The organism is Streptomyces sp. cg35 (genome assembly GCF_050410835.1).
In the GTDB taxonomy this organism is placed as follows: Bacteria; Actinomycetota; Actinomycetes; order Streptomycetales; family Streptomycetaceae; genus Streptomyces.
The window spans coordinates 6,435,582-6,456,313 of sequence record NZ_CP191268.1 but is presented as its reverse complement, the minus strand read 5'-3'; the positions used below and the strand labels follow the sequence as shown (position 1 = coordinate 6,456,313).

At 68.7% G+C, this 20,732-nt stretch carries 17 protein-coding genes and 1 riboswitch; of the genes, 5 read left to right on the top strand and 12 right to left on the bottom strand.

Annotated elements, in window-relative coordinates; translation table 11 throughout:
- Positions 1 to 13: 13 nt before the first annotated feature.
- A riboswitch (SAM riboswitch) is annotated at positions 14 to 131 on the bottom strand.
- Positions 132 to 215: 84 nt separating this feature from the next.
- The 5 genes from trpD to ctaE form a co-directional block, all read right to left on the bottom strand.
- Entirely contained in the window at positions 216 to 1,283 is a 1,068-nt protein-coding gene (gene trpD / locus ACQUQD_RS29460) for an anthranilate phosphoribosyltransferase (protein ID WP_428955174.1), read from the bottom strand.
- Between the two features lie 120 nt (positions 1,284 to 1,403).
- Positions 1,404 to 3,041, bottom strand: coding sequence for a cytochrome bc1 complex cytochrome b subunit (gene qcrB / locus ACQUQD_RS29455; RefSeq protein WP_428955173.1), 1,638 nt, complete (start codon positions 3,039 to 3,041; stop codon positions 1,404 to 1,406).
- Entirely contained in the window at positions 3,038 to 4,090 is a 1,053-nt protein-coding gene (gene qcrA, locus ACQUQD_RS29450; protein ID WP_428955172.1) for a cytochrome bc1 complex Rieske iron-sulfur subunit, read from the bottom strand. The genes qcrB and qcrA overlap by 4 nt, the downstream gene beginning before the upstream one ends.
- Positions 4,087 to 4,896, bottom strand: a complete 810-nt coding sequence (qcrC, locus tag ACQUQD_RS29445) for a cytochrome bc1 complex diheme cytochrome c subunit (RefSeq protein WP_428955171.1) — start codon at positions 4,894 to 4,896, stop codon at positions 4,087 to 4,089. The genes qcrA and qcrC overlap by 4 nt, the downstream gene beginning before the upstream one ends.
- An 81-nt stretch (positions 4,897 to 4,977) precedes the next feature.
- Positions 4,978 to 5,598, bottom strand: a complete 621-nt coding sequence (gene ctaE, locus ACQUQD_RS29440; protein WP_365564556.1) for an aa3-type cytochrome oxidase subunit III — start codon at positions 5,596 to 5,598, stop codon at positions 4,978 to 4,980.
- Between the two features lie 173 nt (positions 5,599 to 5,771).
- Here ctaE and ACQUQD_RS29435 point away from each other — a divergent pair, with 173 nt between their 5' ends.
- Positions 5,772 to 6,173: a hypothetical protein gene (locus tag ACQUQD_RS29435; protein WP_428955170.1), complete on the top strand. Its 402-nt coding sequence runs from the start codon at positions 5,772 to 5,774 to the stop codon at positions 6,171 to 6,173.
- A gap of 71 nt (positions 6,174 to 6,244) precedes the next feature.
- Here ACQUQD_RS29435 and ACQUQD_RS29430 read toward each other — a convergent pair whose 3' ends face one another.
- From ACQUQD_RS29430 to ctaC, 4 genes are all read right to left on the bottom strand, one after another.
- Complete coding sequence (locus ACQUQD_RS29430; RefSeq protein WP_428955169.1) at positions 6,245 to 7,498, bottom strand: Ig-like domain-containing protein; 1,254 nt, start codon at positions 7,496 to 7,498, stop codon at positions 6,245 to 6,247.
- 147 nt (positions 7,499 to 7,645) lie between these two features.
- Entirely contained in the window at positions 7,646 to 8,044 is a 399-nt protein-coding gene (locus ACQUQD_RS29425; RefSeq protein ID WP_428955168.1) for a cytochrome c oxidase subunit 4, read from the bottom strand.
- A complete protein-coding gene (ctaD, locus tag ACQUQD_RS29420; RefSeq protein ID WP_428955167.1) occupies positions 8,041 to 9,786 on the bottom strand; it encodes an aa3-type cytochrome oxidase subunit I in 1,746 nt (581 codons plus the stop codon). The genes ACQUQD_RS29425 and ctaD overlap by 4 nt, the downstream gene beginning before the upstream one ends.
- Positions 9,783 to 10,742 (bottom strand): aa3-type cytochrome oxidase subunit II, encoded by a 960-nt coding sequence (gene ctaC, locus ACQUQD_RS29415; protein ID WP_428955165.1) that lies wholly within the window; start codon positions 10,740 to 10,742, stop codon positions 9,783 to 9,785. The genes ctaD and ctaC overlap by 4 nt, the downstream gene beginning before the upstream one ends.
- Before the next feature lie 336 nt (positions 10,743 to 11,078).
- Here ctaC and ACQUQD_RS29410 point away from each other — a divergent pair, with 336 nt between their 5' ends.
- A complete protein-coding gene (locus tag ACQUQD_RS29410; protein ID WP_428955164.1) occupies positions 11,079 to 12,461 on the top strand; it encodes a cysteine desulfurase/sulfurtransferase TusA family protein in 1,383 nt (460 codons plus the stop codon).
- 115 nt (positions 12,462 to 12,576) lie between these two features.
- Here ACQUQD_RS29410 and ACQUQD_RS29405 read toward each other — a convergent pair whose 3' ends face one another.
- Positions 12,577 to 13,554 carry a carbohydrate kinase family protein gene (locus ACQUQD_RS29405; protein WP_428955163.1) on the bottom strand — a complete coding sequence of 326 codons (978 nt, stop codon included), beginning with the start codon at positions 13,552 to 13,554 and terminating at the stop codon, positions 12,577 to 12,579.
- 133 nt (positions 13,555 to 13,687) lie between these two features.
- Here ACQUQD_RS29405 and ACQUQD_RS29400 point away from each other — a divergent pair, with 133 nt between their 5' ends.
- Together ACQUQD_RS29400 and ACQUQD_RS29395 are read left to right on the top strand one after the other, a co-directional pair.
- Positions 13,688 to 13,897, top strand: a complete 210-nt coding sequence (locus tag ACQUQD_RS29400; RefSeq protein ID WP_428955162.1) for a hypothetical protein — start codon at positions 13,688 to 13,690, stop codon at positions 13,895 to 13,897.
- Positions 13,898 to 14,010: 113 nt separating this feature from the next.
- Complete coding sequence (locus ACQUQD_RS29395) at positions 14,011 to 15,504, top strand: hypothetical protein (RefSeq protein WP_428955161.1); 1,494 nt, start codon at positions 14,011 to 14,013, stop codon at positions 15,502 to 15,504.
- 74 nt (positions 15,505 to 15,578) lie between these two features.
- On the opposite strand, the gene ACQUQD_RS29390 is transcribed toward ACQUQD_RS29395, so the two are convergent.
- A complete protein-coding gene (locus ACQUQD_RS29390; protein ID WP_164300425.1) occupies positions 15,579 to 15,935 on the bottom strand; it encodes a HesB/IscA family protein in 357 nt (118 codons plus the stop codon).
- A gap of 258 nt (positions 15,936 to 16,193) precedes the next feature.
- On the opposite strand from ACQUQD_RS29390, the gene nadA reads away from it, so the two are divergent.
- On the top strand, positions 16,194 to 17,390 hold the full coding sequence (gene nadA / locus ACQUQD_RS29385) for a quinolinate synthase NadA (RefSeq protein ID WP_428955160.1): 1,197 nt from the start codon (positions 16,194 to 16,196) through the stop codon (positions 17,388 to 17,390).
- 147 nt (positions 17,391 to 17,537) lie between these two features.
- On the opposite strand, the gene ACQUQD_RS29380 is transcribed toward nadA, so the two are convergent.
- Complete coding sequence (locus ACQUQD_RS29380; protein ID WP_428955159.1) at positions 17,538 to 20,675, bottom strand: efflux RND transporter permease subunit; 3,138 nt, start codon at positions 20,673 to 20,675, stop codon at positions 17,538 to 17,540.
- Between the last annotated feature and the right edge of the window lie 57 nt (positions 20,676 to 20,732).

Below are 20,732 nucleotides of genomic sequence, written 5' to 3'. Positions count from 1 at the left end.
AGAGTTCGCGAGGGGTCCGCGCTTGCCGCAAGCCTTGCTGCTTGCGGCCTGGTCTTCACCCGGGGCACCCCGCCACGGACGGAGGGTTGCCGGACAGCCGGCCGGGGCCGAAATCGCTGTCACTCATGACCTTGAAAAGCATCCTGCCACACGATCCCGATACGGCAAGGGCGCAGTCCACGATCTGGACTGCGCCCTGCGTCACACCGTCGCTCTCACGGCCGGTTGCTGGCCGCCACCCACCGCTCCAGGGTGGCCTTCGCCGCGCCGGAGTCGATCGACTCGGCCGCGCGGTCCATCGCGGCTCGGATCTGCTCGGCGAGCGTCCCGGTGCCCGGTCGTACGGCCACCAGCGCGGCCGCCGAGTTCAGCAGGACGGCGTCGCGCACGGGCCCGCGCTCCCCGTCGAGCAGCCGCCGCGCGACCTCCGCGTTGTACGAGGCGTCCGCGCCGCGCAGGGCCTCCACCGGCACCAGGTCGAGGCCCACGTCCCGCGGGTCGAAGGACTCCTCGCGCACGGCCCCGTCCCGCACGACCCACACCCGCGAGGTGGCCGTGGTGGTCAGCTCGTCGAGCCCGTCGTCGCCGCGGAACACCAGGGAGGAGTTGCCGCGCTCGGCGAAGACCCCGGCCACGATGGGCGCCATCCGCGCGTCGGCGACACCGACGGCCTGCGCACGGACCCGCGCCGGGTTGGTGAGCGGGCCCAGCAGGTTGAACACGGTGCGGATGCCGAGCTGGCTGCGCGCCGCGCCCGCGTACCGCAGCGCCGGGTGGAACTTCACGGCGAAGCAGAAGGTGATGCCCGCCTCCTCCGCGACCTGCGGGACGCGGGCGGGGGTGAGCTCCAGGTTGACGCCGAGCTTCTCCAGCACGTCGGACGCGCCGGAGGCCGAGGACGCGGCGCGGTTGCCGTGCTTGACGACCTTCACACCGGTACCGGCGATCACGATCGCGGACATGGTGGAGATGTTGACGGTCTTCGCGCCGTCGCCGCCGGTACCGACGATGTCGACGGTCTCCCCCGGCACCTCGATCACGTTGGCGTGGTCGTACATGGCCCGGACCAGACCGGAGATCTCCTCCACGGTCTCGCCCTTGGACCGCAGCGCCACCACGAAGCCGGCGATCTGCGCGTCGGTCGCCTCGCCCCGCATGATCCGGTCCATCGCCCAGGCGGTGTCGTCGGCGCTCTGGTCTCGGCCGTCGAGCAGACCGTTGAGGACGGCGGGCCAGGAACGGCCCGCCGCGGTGTCGCCTCCAGCGGGGTGCAAAGCGCTCATGGCCGCTCCTGTGATGTCAGTGAGAATTCCGCGGTCCTACCTTATCCAGCGCCGCGGACGGCAAAGAGCCCCCGTCCAGTGCCTGGACGAGGGCTCCTGCCGTGGCGGACAGTTCAGAGATCAGTGGTGGCCGTGGCCGCTGGTGATCTCCTTGTACTCCTCGGCGGTGGGCTTGGGGATCTGGTTGTTCTCCCCGTAGTAGCCCTTCGACAGCTTGGCGCGCGCCTTCTGCAGGCGGGACACCTTGCGCTCGACACCGTTCTCGTCGACCGCCGGGCCGAGCTCGACAGGCTTGTACTGCTCGTGCGCGGTGAGCGTGTGCAGCGCCTCCGCGTCGAGCGGCTCGTGCACCTCGATGAACTCACCGTGCGGCAGGCGCTTGATGATGCCGGACTCGCGTCCGTGCAGCACCTTGTCCTTGTCGCGGCGCTGGAGGCCGAGGCAGATCCGCTTGGTGGCGATGAACACGAGGACCGGCACGACGAAGAAGCCGATCCGGACGAACCAGGTGATCGCGTTGATCGACAGGTGGAAGTGCGTGGCCCAGAGGTCGTTGCCACCACCGACGAGCAGGACGAAGTACCACGAGATCCACGCGGCGCCGAAGGCGGTACGCGTCGGCACGTTGCGCGGGCGGTCCAGGATGTGGTGCTCGCGCTTGTCGCCGGTGACCCAGGACTCGATGAACGGGTAGACCGCGATCGCGACCAGGACCAGCGGGAAGATGATCAGCGGGACGAACACACCCAGGACGAGCGTGTGACCCCAGAGATTGATCTCCCAGCCCGGCATCGTACGGATCAGGCCCTCGGAGAAGCCCATGTACCAGTCGGGCTGAGCGCCCGTGGAGACCTGGTCGATGCGGTACGGGCCGATGGCCCAGATCGGGTTGATCGAGGCGATCGCCGCGATGACCGCGATGACGCCGAAGACCAGGAAGAAGAAGCCACCCGCCTTGGCCATGTAGACCGGCAGCAGCGGCATGCCGACGACGTTCTTCTCGGTCTTCCCGGCACCCGCGAACTGCGTGTGCTTGTGGTAGAAGACCAGGATCAGGTGGGCCACCATCAGGCCGAGCATGATGCCCGGCAGCAGCAGGATGTGGACCGAGTAGAACCGCGCGACGAAGTCGCCGCCCGGGAACTCGCCGCCGAAGAGGAAGAACGACAGGTACGTGCCGACGATCGGCACGGACAGGACCGCGCCCTCCATGAAGCGGACACCGGTGCCGGAGAGCAGGTCGTCCGGGAGCGAGTAACCGGTGAAGCCGGTGAACATGCCGAGGACGAACAGCAGGAAGCCGAACAGCCAGTTGATCTCACGCGGCTTGCGGAACGCGCCCGTGAAGAACACGCGCATCATGTGCACGAACATGCCGGCGAGGAAGATCAGCGCGGCCCAGTGGTGGATCTGCCGGATCAGCAGACCACCGCGCACATCGAAGGAGATGTGCATGGTCGAGTTGAACGCCTCGGACATCAGCTGTCCCTGCAGCGGGACGTAGCTGCCGTGGTACTCCACCTCGTTCATCGACGGGTGGAAGAACAGCGTCAGGTACACACCCGTGAGGATGATGATGATGAAGCTGTACATGCAGATCTCGCCGAGCATGAAGGACCAGTGGTCCGGAAAGATCTTGCGCATGTTGGACTTGGCCAGGGAGTAGATCCCGAGGCGTCCGTCCGCCCAGTCGGCGACGCGCTCGCCGGCCGGCGCCTTCTCGCGAGAAGGCGCGTCGTTGCTGGTCGTAGTACTCATCCGCGCTCCCAGAAGGCAGGACCGACGGGCTCCGCGAAGTCGCTCTGCGCCACGAGGTAGCCCTCGTCGTCGACGCCGATGTGCAGCTGCGGCAGCGCGTGACCGGCGGGACCGAAGATCACCCGGGCACCGTCGGAGAGGTCGAAGGTGGACTGGTGGCAGGGGCAGAGCACGTGGTGCGTCTGCTGCTCGTACAGGGAGATCGGGCAACCCACGTGGGTGCAGATCTTCGAGTACGCGACCACACCCTCGTGCGACCACTCGAGTTCCTGCTTGTCCTTGATGTTGTCCGGCTGGATACGGACCAGCATCAGGGCGGCCTTGCCCATGACCTGCTGGAAGTCCTCGTCGTGCTCCTCCACGCCCTCGGGCTTGGCGAAGGTGAGCGAACCGACCGAGATGTCCGAGGCACGGAGCGGCTCGTTCGTGTTCATGTTGACGAGCTTCAGGCCCTTCTTCCACGCCGTGTGGCGCAGCTTCGTGCCCGGCAGCGGGCCGAGGTCACGAAGAAGGACGACGCCGGAGAGCGGCACCAGGGCCAGCGCGCCGAACAGCGTGTTGCGGATCAGCTTGCGCCGGCCGAACTGCGACTCGCGCGCACCGTCGGCGAAGTCCGCGAGGACCTTCGCCTTGACCTCGGGCTCGGCCTCGATCGGGTGACGCTCCTGGGCCACCTCGACGTCGGACATCAGGGTCCGGGCCCAGTGGACCGCACCCGCGCCGATGCAGAACAGAGCCACACCGAGGGTCATGCCCAGCGCGAAGTTGAGCGCGCTGATGTGACCGAGCGGGAAGACGTAGATGCTCTTGTCGACGTCGATGGTGACGTACGAGGCGATGAAGCCGACGGTGGCCAGCATCGAGATCGTGAACAGCATCGCCACGACGCGCTCGGACCGCTTGGCGGCCCGCTCCTCGATGTCCTGGATCCGGTGCTCGTGCTCCGGCAGCCCCGGGTCGGCGAAGGGGTCGTCCTTCACCGCGACCGAGCCGTGCTCGGTGTCGTGCCCGGTGGGCAGGTTCTCTTCTGGAATGTCTTGGCTACTCATGACTTCTTGGCCTTTGCGGTCCGAGCGGCGACCCAGATGGCGACGGCGACCAGGGCGCCGAGACCGAAGATCCAGGCGAACAGACCCTCACTGACCGGGCCGAGCCCGCCCAGCTTGAGACCGCCCGGGCTCTGCGTCTTGTCGCCGTTGACCGCGTCGAGGTACGCGATGATGTCCTTCTTGTTCTGCTTGGTCATCGTCGTGTCCGGGAAGGACGGCATGTTCTGCGGGCCGGTCTGCATGGCCTCGTAGATGTGCTTGGGAGCGACGCCCTCGAGGCTCGGCGCGAACTTGCCGTGCGTCAGCGCGCCACCTTCACCGGTGAAGTTGTGGCACTGCGCGCAGTTGGTGCGGAACAGCTCGCCACCCTTGGCGATGTCCGCGCCGTCCGGGCTGTAGTCCTGCGAGGTCGGCGCGACCGGACCGGCACCCAGCGAGGCGATGTACGCCGCGAGCTGGTCGATCTCGGCCTGCGAGTAGATGACCTTCTTGCGCGGGACCTGCGCGCCGGGCTGCTGGGCCGGCATACGGCCCGTGCCGACCTGGAAGTCGACGGCTGCGGAGCCGACACCCACCAGGCTCGGACCGTCGGAGGTGCCCTGACCGCCGGTTCCGTGGCAGCTGGCGCAGCCGACGGAGTAGAGCTTCTTGCCCTCGTCGATGGCGAGGGACTGGGAGGTTTCATCGGCCTGCGCCTTGTCCGCGGGCGCGAACGCGGCGTACAGCCCCCCGGTGGCCGCCAGCGCGAGGAGTAGGACGACGACCGCCGCCAGCGGATGGCGTCGTCGTGCGGAGAGCTTTTTCACGGATTACCCCGGTGTCAGGATCTTCTGCGTCGGTGCTGCGGGAATGTTTCGGGTGCTTCGCCCGATGCTGCGATCTGCGAACTACTTGATCAGGTAGATCGTGGCGAAGAGGCCGATCCATACGACGTCGACGAAGTGCCAGTAGTAGGACACGACGATGGCCGCGGTCGCCTGCTCGTGAGTGAACTTCCGGGCCGCGTACGTCCTGCCGAGGACGAACAGGAAGGCGATGAGGCCGCCTGTCACGTGCATGCCGTGGAAGCCGGTGGTCAGGTAGAACACCGAGCCGTACGGGTCGGAGGAGAGCGAAAGCCCGTCCTTCTTGACCAGCTCGGTGTACTCGAAGACCTGACCGCCGATGAAGATCGCACCCATGATGAAGGTGACGATGAACCACATCCGGAGCTTCTTCACGTCACCGCGCTCGGCGGCGAACACGCCGAGCTGGCAGGTGAGGGAGGAGAGCACCAGGATCGTGGTGTTCGTCGCCGAGAACGGAAGGTTCAGGCTCGAGGCCATTTCCTTCCAGTGCTCCGGTCCCGTCACCGATCGCAGGGTGAAGTACATCGCGAAGAGGGCCGCGAAGAACATCAGCTCGGAACTCAGCCAGATGATGGTTCCGACGCTGGTGAGGTTCGGTCGATTGACCGACGGGTGCGCGTGCCCGGTTTCTACTGTCGTTGCTGTCGCCACGACCGACATTATGTCGGTCGCTTATCTCGCCCTCACTCCGGGGGGTGCCGTTCGGAGTGTCTGGGGGGTGTGTCCAGCCCATATGGCCCATCGGAGGCCTGTGCGAAGCGCTGTTGACGGGGTGTCGGGAGGAGTAGGCTCCGCGCCAGAACGCCTTAGGACGCCGATGTCTCGGAGGAACGATGCAGTCGACCGCGACGGTTCTGGTCTACAGCGACGATGCCAATACGCGTGAGCAGGTTCGCCTGGCGACCGGCCGCAGGCCCGCGTCCGACGTTCCCGAGGTCCAGTTCATCGAGTGCGCGACGCTCCCCGCGGTCCTCAAGGAGCTGGAGCGCGGCGGCGTCGACGTCTGCGTCCTGGACGGCGAGGCGGTCCCCGCGGGCGGCATGGGCGTGTGCCGGCAGATCAAGGACGAGGTCTTCCGCTGCCCGCCGGTGCTGCTCCTGATCGGCCGCCCGCAGGACGCCTGGCTGGCCACGTGGAGCCGCGCCGAGGCCGCGGTGACGCTGCCGGTCGACCCGGTCGAGTTCGCCGAGGCGCTGGCCTCCCTGCTGCGCTCCCGGCTGGCCGTCGGCGCCTGAGGCCCCGCTGAACGGGCCGACTCCCGTACGTCCGCGACGTACGGGAGTCGGATGTCTCACACCCGGCGGGCTCAGACCTCGGGGCTGAGCCGCGCCTGGCGCACCGGATCGGGCTTGCCGGTGGTCGACAGGGCACTGCCCTCGCCCCACTTCTTCCAGCTGACGTTCCAGTCGCCGAACCCGTTGCCGAACGGGTCCATCTCCTCGCCGTAGCTGTTGACGACCTTCACGATGTCGCCCTCGCGCACCGTGTCGAAGAACCAGGCGGCGTTGTCGGTGCTCATGCCGGTGCAGCCGTGGCTGACGTTCGCGTAGCCCTGTGAGCCGGTGGACCAGGGCGCGGCGTGCACGTATTCACCACTCCAGGTGACGCGGGTGGCGTAGTACACCGGCAGGTCGTACGAGTCCGAGGAGCCCTCGGAGATGCCGATGCTCGTACCGCGCATACGTACGTAGTACTCCTTGCCCAGCACGACCTTGACGCCGTTGCGGGTCTCGAAGCCGGGCTTGCCGGTGGTGACCGGGATCTCGTTGATGGCTTCGCCGTTGCGGTAGACCGTCATGGAGTGCGAGCCGGCGTCGGTGACGGCCTCGACGCGGTCGCCGGTGGTGATGGTCAGGGGCTTGCTCTCGCCGCCCCAGAGGGTGTCGGTGACCTTGATGCCCTTGAGGTTGCTGTGCGCCGTGATGGTGGCGTGGGCGGGCCAGTACTCCTTGGGGCGGTAGTGCAGCGTCTTGCTGTCCACCCAGTACCAGGAGCCGCCGTCCGCGGCGGGCTTGGACTCCACCTTCAGGGCGCGCTCGACGATGGCGCGGGCCTTCTCGTCCTTGACGGCCTTGTTGAGCTCGGCCGTGATGGGCTGGCCGACGCCGTACTTGCCGCCGTCGGGGCCGAAGGTGACCTTGAGGGACTTCTCCTTGCTGGGTTTGCCCGTCTCGAAGTTGAGGACCTTGCGGCCGGGCGCGCCGTCCTCGTCCTCGGTGCTGACCCGGACCGTGTACTGGGCGTCTGCGGCCAGCGGGGACGTGGTGTGCCATCTGCGGCCGTCGGCGGAGAGTTCGCCCGCGACGTAGCGTCCCAGGGCGTCTGTGGCGGTGACGTCGGTGATGCGCCCCTCGTCACCCTGCGCGGTGACTTCCAGGGGCTTGTCCGGATCCGCCTTCTTGCTGCCCACGGGCCCGCTGAAGGAGATCTGGCTCGCCGCGTCGTAGGGCTTGGCGGAGAGCGGGTGGCCGGAACTGCCGCACGCCGTGAGGCCGGCACCGAGTGCGGCCACCAGCAGGGTGCAGCCAAGAACCGTACGGATGCGCGGTGAGTGGTTCATGAACACACCGTATGAAGGTTCGCCCGGTCCAGCGCGGCGAATGAGCCGCACGGGGCATAGCGGCGTGTCGCGCGACACGCCGAAGGGCCCGGACGCTCCCTCAGGAGTGTCCGGGCCCTTCGGGCACGGGAGTTCGGAACCGGGTTCCTACTGGTTCTGGTTCTCGCCGCGGTAGTACTCGAAGACCCAGCCCCACAGGCCGAACATGATCACGGGGGCGGAGAAGTACAGCAGCCACCAGCCGAAGACGACGCCCATGAAGGCGAGCGCGCCACCGACGGCCAGGGAGAGCGGCTGCCAGGAGTGCGGGCTGAAGAAGCCCACCTCACCGGCGTCGTCCGCGACGTCGGCCTCCTTGTTGTCCTGCGCGCCGGTGTCGACCCGCCGGGCCGTGAAGGCCAGGTAGTAGCCGATCATGATGCACAGGCCGAACGCCAGGAAGAGCGCCGTCGTACCGGCCGGCTCCTTCGACCACACGCCGTAGACACCGGCCATGATCAGGACGAAGAGGCTCAGCCAGATGAACATCTTGCCTTGGACCTTCACTTGCCGGCCTCCTTGCCGCCAGCGAGGGCTGTGTCGCCCTTGGCACCGTGGCCAGCGTTCTCCAGCTGGTCCAGGGCCGCGATCTCAGGGTGATGCAGGTCGAACGCCGGCGATTCGGAGCGAATGCGCGGCAGGGTGAGGAAGTTGTGCCGCGGCGGCGGGCAGGACGTCGCCCACTCGAGCGAACGGCCGAAGCCCCACGGGTCGTCGACCTCGATCTTCTTGCCGTACTTGGCGGTCTTCCAGACGTTGTAGAGGAACGGCAGGATCGACAGACCGAGCACGAACGAGGAGATCGTCGAGATCGTGTTCAGCGCGGTGAAGCCGTCGGCCGCGAGGTAGTCCGCGTAACGACGCGGCATGCCCTCGACGCCCAGCCAGTGCTGCACCAGGAACGTGCCGTGGAAGCCGCAGAACAGCGTCCAGAAGGTGATCTTGCCGAGACGCTCGTCCAGCATCTTGCCGGTGAACTTCGGCCACCAGAAGTGGAACCCGGCGAACATCGCGAAGACGACGGTGCCGAAGACCACGTAGTGGAAGTGCGCCACCACGAAGTACGAGTCCGAGATGTGGAAGTCCAGCGGCGGGGCCGCCAGGATGACGCCGGTCAGACCACCGAAGGTGAAGGTGATCAGGAAGCCGATCGCCCAGAGCATCGGTGTCTCGAAGGACAACGAGCCCTTCCACATCGTTCCGATCCAGTTGAAGAACTTCACGCCTGTCGGTACGGCGATGAGGAACGTCATGAAGGAGAAGAACGGGAGCAGTACGCCACCGGTGACGTACATGTGGTGCGCCCACACGGTCACGGACAGACCCGCGATCGCGATCGTCGCGCCGATGAGGCCGGAGTATCCGAACATCGGCTTGCGCGAGAAGACCGGGATCACTTCGGAAATGATTCCGAAGAATGGCAGGGCGATGATGTACACCTCTGGGTGTCCGAAGAACCAGAAGAGGTGTTGCCATAGCAGCGCGCCGCCATTTGCGGCGTCGAATACATGGGCACCGAACTTGCGGTCCGCCTCCAGGGCGAACAGCGCGGCCGCGAGGACCGGGAAGGCCAGCAGGACCAGCACACCGGTCAGCAGGACGTTCCACACGAAGATCGGCATACGGAACATCGTCATGCCCGGAGCGCGCATGCAGATGATCGTGGTGATGAAGTTGACCGAGCCGAGGATCGTGCCGAAGCCGGAGAAGGCCAGACCCATGATCCACATGTCGGCGCCGATGCCCGGCGAGCGGACGGCGTCCGACAGCGGGCTGTAGGCGAACCAGCCGAAGTCGGCGGCGCCCTGCGGGGTGAGGAAGCCACCCACCGCGATCAGCGAGCCGAACAGGTACAGCCAGTAGGCGAACATGTTCAGTCGCGGGAACGCGACGTCGGGGGCACCGATCTGCAGCGGCATGATCCAGTTCGCGAAGCCCGCGAACAGCGGCGTCGCGAACATCAGCAGCATGATCGTGCCGTGCATCGTGAACGCCTGGTTGAACTGCTCGTTCGACATGATCTGCGTGCCGGGACGGGCCAGTTCGGCGCGCATGAAGAGCGCCATCAGACCGCCGATGCAGAAGAACGCGAACGACGTCACCAAGTACAGCGTGCCGATCGTCTTGTGGTCAGTGGTGGTCAGCCACTTGATCACGGTCGCGCCGGGGCTCTTGGGCCGAGCCGGCAGCTCGTTCTCGTACGAGTCGTCAGCTGCGGCCGCACCCTGGGGTTCGTTGAGGATGCTCACAGGTTCTTCGTCTCCCGGTCCTTCTCGTGGTCCGTCTGGGCGATGCCAGCCGGGACGTAACCGGTCTGCCCCTTCTTGGCAAGGTCCTTGAGGTGCTGCTCGTACCGCTCAGGAGAGACGACCTTCACGTTGAAGAGCATCCGGGAGTGGTCGACGCCGCACAGCTCGGCGCACTTGCCCAGGAAGGTCCCCTCCTTGTTGGGGGTCACCTCGAAGGCGTTGGTGTGGCCCGGGATGACGTCCTGCTTCATGAGGAACGGCACCACCCAGAAGGAGTGGATGACGTCACGCGAAGTGAGGACGAAGCGGACCTTCTCGCCCTTGGGGAGCCAGAGGGTCGGGCCGGGGTTGTTGGTCTGCGGGTTCCGCGTACCAGGGGTGCCGACCTCGTAGACGCCGCCGGCGTTCGCCGGGAAGTCCTCCTTGAAGCGCCCGGGGATCGCCTCGAGCTCCTTGGAGGTCTTGGCGTCACCGGAGACACCGGGCACGTTCTCGACGTAGTTGAAGCCCCAGCTCCACTGGTAGCCGACCACGTTGATGGTGTGCGCCGGCTTGTCGTCGAGCTTGAGGAGCTTCGACTCGTCGCGCGCGGTGAAGTAGAAGAGGACCGACACGATGATCAGTGGAACGACCGTGTACAGGGCCTCGAGCGGCATGTTGTACCGCGTCTGCGTCGGAACCTCGATCTTGGTGCGGCTGCGCCGGTGGAAGATGATGCTCCACAGGATCAGTCCCCATACCAGCACGCCCGTGGCGAGCGCTGCCGCCCACGAGCCCTGCCAGAGGGAGAGGATCCGGGGACCCTCTTCCGTAACCGGGGTGGGCATACCAAGACGAGGGAAGTCCTTGTATGTGCAACCGGTAGCGGTTACCAGGATCAGGCCCGCAGTCAGCACCTGCGGCAGCTTCCGCCGCATCGGGCGCCGCGACGAGCGGTCGGAGCCGTTGGGACTCACGTAGCGCCTTCCCGAGAGTCTCGCCCGCGCTGGTTGGCTACGGCCGTCTCGCTGGTCGCTCGCCGCCCTGGCACACGGGCAGGGGTTTGGATGTTTATGCGGACCAAACCCTACTGGACGCTATTTGGGGTCGCGCGGGGAGGGTGCCTAACGCGCCGCGGGTCACTCCGAAGGGTGGGATGAGCCTGCTCCGGGGCGTTTCTGACGGGGGGTCGGAGCCGCCCGCCGGGGTGGGGGTTTTGTCCGTTCGCGTGTGCGGGTCCGTTGTGGTCGCCCGCGCCGTTCCCCGCGCCCCTCACCGGGCTGCGCCGTCCCTGGGCGCATTAGGTTTGCTGCGTGTCGTACTTCGATGTGGCCTCGTCCGCTCCTCTGCATCCCGTCGCCCGGCAGGCCCTGCAGGCCTCGCTCGATGAGGGCTGGGCCGATCCGGCACGGTTGTACCGGGAAGGACGACGGGCGCGGCTTCTGCTTGACGCCGCGCGCGAGGCGGCCGCGGAGGCCGTGGGATGCCGGCCGGACGAACTCGTGTTCACCTCGTCGGGCACCCGGGCCGTGCACGACGGGATCGCGGGGGCGCTCGCGGGCCGTCGGCGTGTCGGGCGGCATCTGGTGGTCTCCGCGGTGGAGCACTCGGCGGTGCTCCATTCGGCGGCGGCCCACGAGGGCGACGGCGGTTCGGTCACCGAGGTGGGCGTGGGGCGGGAGGGCGCCGTGTCCGTCTCGTCCTACGCGGATGCGGTGCGGGCCGACACCGCTCTCGCGTGTCTGCAGTCGGCCAACCATGAGGTGGGGACGGTGCAGCCGGTCGCCGAGGTGGCCGAGGCGTGCCGGGCGGCGGGGGTGCCGCTGCTCGTGGACGCCGCGCAGTCGCTGGCCTGGGGGCCGGTCGAGGGCGACTGGTCGCTGCTCACCGGGAGCGCCCACAAATGGGGCGGGCCCGCGGGGGTCGGTGTGCTCGCCGTGCGGAAGGGGGTGCGGTTCGCGCCCCAAGGCCCGGCGGACGAGCGGGAGTCGGGGCGGGCCGCCGGGTTCGAGAACATTCCGGGCGTGGTGGCCGCCGCCGCGTCGCTGCGGGCCGTACGGTCCGAGGCCGCCGGGGAGGCGGCACGGCTGCGGGAGCTGACGGAGCGGATCCGGGCGCGGGTGCCCCGGCTGGTGCCGGATGTGGAGGTCGTCGGGGACCCGGTGCGGCGGCTGCCGCATCTGCTGACGTTCTCGTGTCTTTATGTCGACGGGGAGACCGTGCTGCACGAGCTGGACCGGGCGGGCTTCTCGGTGTCGTCCGGGTCGTCGTGCACCAGCAGCACGCTGACGCCCAGCCATGTGCTGCGGGCGATGGGCGTGGTGAGCGAGGGGAACGTACGGGTCTCGTTGCCGCTCGGGGCCGAGGAGGCGGAGGTGGAGCGGTTCCTGGAGGTGCTGCCGGGTGTGGTGAGCGGCGTGCGGGAGAAGCTCGGGGTCACCGTGGCGGCGGGTGGTCAAGGAGAGGAGGAGGCCGTCACCGTGGACGCGCTGGGCCTCACGTGCCCGCAGCCCGTGATCGAGCTGGCCCGGGCGATCGGGCGGGTGCGGGTCGGGGGCGTCGTGACGGTGGTCGCCGATGACGAGGTCGCCGCCGTGGACATTCCTGCCTGGTGTTTCACGCAGGGGCACGAGTACGTGAGGTCCTCGCCGAGGCCCGGCGAGGCCGTCGCTCATGAGGTGCGGAGAGGGCTGTAGGGGGCGCGGGGAACTGCGCGAGTGACCCACGACAAGCCGCGGACGCGTCTGCTCGGTCGATGAGCAGACGCGTCCGCGGCTTGTCTGTGGCTGGGCGCGCAGTTCCCCGCGCCCCTTATGCGCCCAGGTAGGACTCGACTTCCTCAGCGGCAGCGTCACCGTAGGCCTTGCGGAACCGGTCCATGAACGGCGCCCGGCGCAGCTCGTACTCCTGGGTGCCCAGGGTCTCGATGACGAGCGTGGCGAGCATGCAGCCGACCTGGGCGGCGCGCTCCAGGCAGACGCCCCAGGCGAGGCCGGACAGGAAGCCGGCGCGGAACGCGTCGCCGACGCCGGTCGGGTCGATCTTGGCGTTCTCCTCCGGGCAGCCGACCTCGATGGGCTCCTCGCCGACCTTCTCGATGCGCACGCCGCGCGCGCCGAGGGTGGTGACGCGGTGGCCGACCTTCGCGAGGATCTCGGCGTCGGTCCAGCCGGTCTTGGACTCGATGAGGCCCTTCTCGTACTCGTTCGAGAAGAGGAACGTGGCGCCGTCGAGCAGGAGACGGATCTCCTCGCCGTCCATGCGCGCGATCTGCTGCGAGAAGTCCGCGGCGAAGGGGATGGAGCGGCTGCGGCACTCCTCCGTGTGGCGCATCATCCCCTCCGGGTCGTCCGCGCCGATGAGGACCAGGTCGAGGCCGCCCACGCGGTCCGCGACGGTCTTCAGCTCGATGAGGCGGGCCTCGCTCATGGCGCCGGTGTAGAACGAGCCGATCTGGTTGTGGTCGGCGTCCGTGGTGCACACGAAGCGGGCCGTGTGCAGCGTCTCGGAGATCCGGACGGAGGCCGTGTCCACACCGTGGCGGTCGAGCCAGGCGCGGTACTCGTCGAAGTCGGAGCCGGCGGCGCCCACCAGGACCGGGCCCGTGCCGAGCTGTCCCATGCCGAAGGCGATGTTGGCGCCGACGCCGCCCCGGCGTACGTCGAGGTTGTCGACGAGGAAGGAGAGGGAGACCGTGTGCAGCTGGTCCGCGACGAGTTGGTCGGCGAAGCGGCCGGGGAAGGTCATCAGGTGGTCGGTGGCGATGGAGCCGGTGACTGCGATTCGCACGGCGTGAGCACGCTTCCTGAAGTGGAGGGGGTTGACAGTTCACGCTACCCGGTCGAGGCCCCTGCTCTGAAGTGCGGAAACTACCCGATAGTAGGGCTTTTTTCTGCCGGGCTGCCGTGTCTACGGTGCGGGCATGACGTACGACGTGTCCTTCATGACCCAGGACGGGCTCGCCGCGCTGCGCGGCGACTGTGCGCGGATGGTTCCGCACTGGGTGCTGCCACGCGCCCCCTGGGAGGCCGACCGGCCCGCCCCCGTGGCCGACGCGTCCGGTATCCACGGTGTCGTCGTGCCCGCCTCGTCCGCCCGGCTGATCGGCGCCATGGCGGATTTCGGCGACTGACGGCGCCCGGAAGGGAACCGCGCGCTCCTCTGCCACGTCCCATCGCTGTCCCCTGTTGCTGTCCTCCATAGAGGGGATGCGGGATACGACACGGCAGTTGAAGGAGCGATGCGGTGAGCACCGAAGAGCAGACGCAGGATCGGCACCGGCGGCGGCGCACGCTCGCGGTCGCCTCGGTCGCGGCGGCTGTGCTGCTCGCCGGTGGCGGCGGCGCGTACCTCGCGGCGAGCAGGTCCGGGGACGGCCCGGCGAGCGGTCCCGGCGGCGACGGCACTCCCCCGCCGCTCGCCCTGGACGGCTATGCGCAGGGCGGCAGCCCGGGCACGACGAACGGGATCGCGCCCGGCGAGCCCGACCCGAACGGCACGCGCTACCGGGCGGCCGGCGATCTGCCGGACGGCCCGGGCGAGGCTCCCGTCTATCGGGCGCAGGGCGAGGTGAGCGCGGCCGAGGTGGCGGCGCTCGGCAAGGCCCTCGATGTCGACGGCACGCCGAAACTGGTGGACGACGCCTGGCGGGTGGGGCCGGCCAAGGACGGGTCGGGGCCGTCGCTCCAGGTGAACCGGAATGCGCCGGGCACGTGGACGTACGCCAAGTACGCGCCGTCGGACGGCACGAAGTGCGGCAGCCCGGCGAAGTGCGCGGACCCGGTGGGCAGCGGCAGCGAGAAGGACGCGGTGAGCGAGGCCGCAGCGAAGAAGTCCGCGGCGCCGGTCCTCAAGGCCCTCGGCCAGGACGACGCGAAGCTGGACGCGGGCCAGCTCATGGGCGCCACGCGGGTGGTGAACGCCGACCCGGAGGTGGGCGGGCTGCCGACGTACGGCTGGTCGACCGGGATCCAGATCGGTGCGGACGGCCAGGTGGTCGGCGGCAGCGGCCAGTTGAAGGCGCCGGTCAAGGGCGATACGTATCCGACGGTCGGGGCGAAGGAGACGATCGAGCGGCTGAACAGCACGGCGGCGGGCGACCGCGGCTCGGTGGGCGGGTGCGCGAGTGCGGTGCCGCTGGACGGCGGCTCCCCCGGCACCGAGCAGGGCGCCGGGTGCACGCCGTCGTCGCCGCGGCCGCCCGCGTCCACGACGGTCGCGGTCACCGGGGCCACGTTCGGGCTCGCGGCGCACTACGTCGAGGGGCGGCAGGCGCTGGTGCCGTCGTGGCTGTTCCGGGTGAAGCCGGCCGGGGACGGGGCGGCGTTCACGGTGACGCATCCGGCGGTGGAGCCGAAGTTCCTGGTGGCGCCGGGGAGTTCGACGGCGTCGCCGAGCGCGGTGCCGCCGGTGGAGCCGAGCGCGTCCGGGAAGAGCACGAAGGACGTGCGGGTGAACGGGTACCGCGCCGACGGGCGGACGCTGACCCTGCACTTCGCCGGCGGCGTGTGCGCTTCGTACGCGGCGACCGCGGACGAGTCCGGGGGGCGGGTCACCGTGCGGGTGACGTCGGCCGAGAAGAAGGGCACCGTCTGCATTCAGATGGCGAAGTTCTACACGCTGCCCGTCACGCTGGACTCCCCGCTCGGTGACCGGAAGGTCGTGGGGACGGACGGCTCCGTCGTGCCGCCCTCACAGAAGGACCAGCCCGGCGGGGCCGTACCGGCGCCGCGGGACTGAACACCCGGCATCCGGCATCCGGCACGACGAAGGGCGGCCACCCCGAGTGGGGTGGCCGCCCTTCGTCGTACGGCTCAGCTGAACGAGTCGCCGCAGGCGCACGAGCCCGTGGCGTTCGGGTTGTCGATCGTGAAGCCCTGCTTCTCGATGGTGTCGACGAAGTCGATGGAGGCGCCGCCCAGGTAGGGGGCGGACATGCGGTCGGTGACGACCTTGACGCCGCCGAAGTCCTTGACGACGTCACCGTCGAGCGAGCGCTCGTCGAAGAAGAGCTGGTAGCGCAGGCCGGAGCAGCCGCCGGGCTGAACGGCCACCCGCAGCGCCAGGTCCTCGCGGCCTTCCTGCTCGAGCAGAGCCTTGACCTTGCCGGCGGCGGCGTCGCTCAGGATGATGCCGTCGCTGACGGTGGTGGTCTCGTCCGATACGGACATCTACATCTCTCCCGGGTTGTACGGAGACTGCTTGCCGACCATTGCAACCGGCAAAGGCCCGGATCCATTCCGGATCCTCGGGGGTTTTCGCACTTCTCCCTTCATGCTCGCACACCCTCGGCGGACGGGGCACGGGACCGCCGGGGCGGATTGCGTCACATCGACGACATCGCCATCGTCAAACTGACGTGAAGCGGCTATGATAGATAACGTCATTTCGACGAGAAGTCGGTCTGCAAAACAGAAAGGGTGCGTGACGTGACCACGGCCCAGACCCCCCAGGCAACCGTTGACCTGGATGTCTCACCCACTCCGCTGGCTCTTCTGCTGCTCGGCCGGGACGCCGACCCGCAGAGCGAGCGCGGTGTGGAGTGCCCCGGTGACCTGCCCTCGCCCTCCGACCCGGACCTGGTGGAGCGGGCCCGCGCGGCCAAGGAGAAGCTCGGCGACAAGGTGTTCGTGCTCGGGCACCACTACCAGCGCGACGAGGTCATCCAGTTCGCCGACGTCACCGGCGACTCCTTCAAGCTGGCGCGGGACGCCGCCGCGCGGCCCGAGGCCGAGTACATCGTCTTCTGCGGTGTGCACTTCATGGCCGAGTCCGCCGACATCCTGACCGGCGACGACCAGAAGGTCGTGCTGCCGGACCTCGCCGCCGGCTGCTCCATGGCCGACATGGCGACGGCCGAGCAGGTCGCCGAGTGCTGGGACGTGCTGACCGAGGCCGGGATCGCCGGATCCGTGGTCCCCGTCTCGTACATGAACTCGTCCGCGGACATCAAGGCGTTCACGGGCAAGCACGGCGGCACGATCTGTACGTCGTCGAATGCCGAGCGGGCCCTGAACTGGGCGTTCGAGCAGGGCGACAAGGTGCTCTTCCTCCCGGACCAGCACCTGGGCCGCAACACCGCGGTACGCGACCTCGGCATGTCCCTGGAGGACTGCGTCGTCTACAACCCGCACAAGCCGAACGGCGGCCTGACCGCCGAGGAGCTGCGCGCCGCGAAGATGATCCTGTGGCGCGGACACTGCTCGGTGCACGGGCGGTTCTCGCTGGACTCGGTGAACGACGTGCGCGAACGCATACCGGGGGTGAACGTCCTCGTGCACCCCGAGTGCAAGCACGAGGTCGTCGCCGCGGCCGACTACGTCGGGTCGACCGAGTACATCATCAAGGCCCTGGAGGCCGCGCCCGCCGGGTCCAAGTGGGCCATCGGGACCGAGCTGAACCTGGTGCGGCGCCTGGCCAACCGGTTCGCGCCCGAGGGCAAGGAGATCGTCTTCCTCGACAAGACGGTCTGCTTCTGCTCGACCATGAACCGGATCGACCTGCCGCACCTGGTCTGGACGCTGGAGTCGCTCGCCGACGGCCGGCTCGTGAACCGCATCGAGGTCGACCGCGAGACGGAACAGTTCGCGAAGCTGGCCCTGGAGCGGATGCTGGCCCTGCCGTAGACCGACGCGCCCTTCAGGGGGCGCGGGGAACCGCGCGACCGGCCACGACGGCGCGGGCACCCGGCCACGGCCGACAGCCCGCAACGGTGAGGAGCCCGGTACGGACGCCGATCGGCGTCCGTACCGGGCTCCCTGCGTCCGGCCCTGTCAGACCCCGGCCGGCTCCGACTCCGGGGACTCCGAAGGAGACGGCACACCGGCCTTCTTCTCACGCCTGGCGGCCCGCTTCTTCGCCCGCCGCTCCTTGCGGAGCTCCAGCATCGCGTAGAGCGTCGGCACGAGCAGCAGCGTGAGCAGCGTCGACGTGATCAGACCGCCGATCACGACCACCGCGAGCGGCTGTGCGATGAAGCCGCCCTCGCCGGTGACGCCGAGCGCCATCGGGAGCAGGGCGAAGATCGTCGCCAGGGCCGTCATGAGGATCGGGCGCAGCCGGTGACGACCGCCCTCGACCACGGCCTCGACCACGCCGAACCCTTGCGCGCGGTACTGGTTGATCAGGTCGATCAGCACGATCGCGTTCGTCACCACGATGCCGATGAGCATCAGCATGCCGATCATCGCCGGGACACCCATGGGCGTACCGGTCGCGACGAGCAGGCCGATCGCGCCCGTGGCGGCGAACGGGATGGACACCAGCAGGATCAGCGGCTGGGCCAGCGAGCGGAACGTCGCCACCAGGAGCATGAAGACGATCGCGATCGCCGCGAGCATCGCCAGGCCCAGGTTCTTGAACGCGTCGTCCTGGTCGGAGGTGACACCGCCGATCGTCGCCGTGGCGCCCTTCGGCAGGTCCAGCTTGTCGATCTTCGACTGGAGGTCGGTGCTGACCGCGCCCGTGTTGTCACCGGTCGGCTTGGCGGTGATGGTGGCCGCGCGGGCCCCGTCGATCCGGGTCATCGAGACCGGGCCGTCGACCAGCTTCACCGTGGCGATGTCGCCGAGCTTCAGGCCGCGCGGGCCCATCGGCAGCTTCTCCAGCTCGTCCATCGTGGTGGCCGGCTCGGCCGACTTCACGACGACGTCGCGCTCGGTGTCGTCGAGGATCGCCTTGCCGCTGGTGGTGCCGCGCACCGCCTGGGCGACGGCGGCGCCGAGCGTCGTGTCGTTGAACCCGGCCGCGGCCGCCTTGGAGTTGGCGCGCACCGAGATCCGCGGCACGGACTGCGACAGGTCGCTGGTGACGTCCGTGACGTCGTCGATCGAGGCGACCGCCTTGCGGACCTCCTCCGAGGCCTTGTCCAGCACGTCGCCGTCGGCGGCCTTCACGACCACGCTCAGGTCCTGGCTGCCGAAGCCGTCACCGGCCGAGATCGTCGTCGTACCGATGCCGGACAGCTTGCCGAGCTCGCGCTCGATGCGGTCCTGCGTGTCCTCGTACGACGCCTTGTCCTTCAGCGTGATCTGGTACGAGGCCTGGTTGGTGTCGGTGCTGCCGCCGAAGGCCGCCATGAAGCCCGAGGAGCCGACGGTGACCTGGTAGTCCTTGATCTCGTCGATGCCCTGGAGCACCTTCTCGACCTGCTTCGCCGACGCGTCGGACGCGGCCAGGCTGGTGCCGGGCTTCAACTCCTGCTTGATGGACAGGACTTCCTGCTCGCCCTGGTCGAAGAAGTTGGTCTTCAGCAGCGGCGCCATGCCGAACGTGCCGATCAGCACCACGACCGCGATCGCCAGACTGGTGAGGCGGCGGCGGGTCGCGAACCGCAGCACGGGGACGTAGATCCGCTGGAGCCAGGAGCGGGCCTCCTTCTCCTCGGCTTTGCGGCGGGCCTCCTCCGGGTCGACGCCCTGGATCGACTTGGGCGCGCGCAGGAACCAGTAGGAGAGGACCGGGACGACCGTGAGCGACACGAGGAGGGACGCGAGGAGCGCGGCCGTCACCGTGATCGAGAACGAGCCGAACAGCTCGCCCACCATGCCGCCGACCAGGCCGATCGGGAGGAAGACCGCCACCGTGGTGAGGGTGGAGGAGGTGACGGCGCCCGCGACCTCGCGGACCGCCTTGAGGATCGCCTCCTGGCGTTCCTCGCCGTAGCCGAGATGCCGCTTGATGTTCTCCAGGACGACGATCGAGTCGTCCACGACGCGGCCGATCGCGATGGTCAGCGCGCCGAGCGTGAGCATGTTCAACGACAGGTCGCCCGTCCACAGGACGATCAGGGCGAGGACCACCGACAGCGGGATGGAGACCGCCGTGACGAGGGTCGAGCGCAGCGACGCGAGGAAGATCAGGATCACGATGACCGCGAAGAGCAGGCCGAGCGCGCCCTCCGTGGTCAGGCCCGAGATGGACTTCGAGACGGCCGGGCCCTGATCGCTGACGACGGTCAGCGTCGCGCCGGAGCCGAGGTCCCGGCGCAGTTCGGGCAGCTTGTCCTTGACCGCGTTCGAGATGGAGACCGCGGAGCCGTCGTGGTCCATGGTGACCGCGACCGCGAGGCTCGGCCTGCCGTCCGTGCGGGTGAGGGAGTCGGCCGCGGACGGCTGCTGCTTCACCGAGGCGATGTCACCGAGGCGTACGGGCTTCTTGACGCCCTCGCCGGTGACCATCAGGTCCTCGATCTGCGCCAGCGAGGTGAAACCGCCGCCGACCTGGACCGTGCGGTTGTGGCCGTCCTCGTCGAAGGAGCCGGCGGGCAGGGTGGCGCCGCCGGCCTGCAGGGACTGGCTCAGCGTCTGGACGCCGACACCGGCCGCGGCCATCTTCTTGTCGTCGGGCGTCACGTCGACCTGGAGGTCACGGACGCCGTCGACGCTGACCTGACCGACGCCGTCGATGTCCTTGAGGGACGGTACGACGGTCTTGTCGAGCTGGTCGGCGAGCGCCTGCTGGTCCTTGTCGGAGGTCACGGCGAGCACGACGGTCGGGATGTCGTCGGTGGAGCCGGCGATGACCTGCGGGTCGACGTCGTCGGGCAGCTGGGCGCGGGCCCGGTTGACGGCCTGCTGGACGTCGGCGACGAGCTGCTTGGAGTCGCTGCCGTTGCCGTAGTCGAACTGGGCCATCAGGACGGCGTTGCCCTCGCCGGCCGTCGAGGTGATGCCGGTGATCCCGTCGACCGCGTCGATGGAGTTCTCCAGCGGCTCGACGACCTGCTTCTCCACCACGTCGGGGGACGCGCCCTGGTACGGGGCCAGGACGGAGACCATGGGCAGTTCGATGGTGGGGAGCAGCTGCTGCTTGAGCTGGGGGATCGCGATGGCGCCGAAGGCGATCGCGATGATCGACACCAGCCCGATCAGGGCGCGTTGAGCGAGGCTGAATTTCGACAGCCAGGACATGGGCTGGGGTTCTCCAGGGGCGTGAGCGGTGGATGACGGCCCATGACGCGGACATGC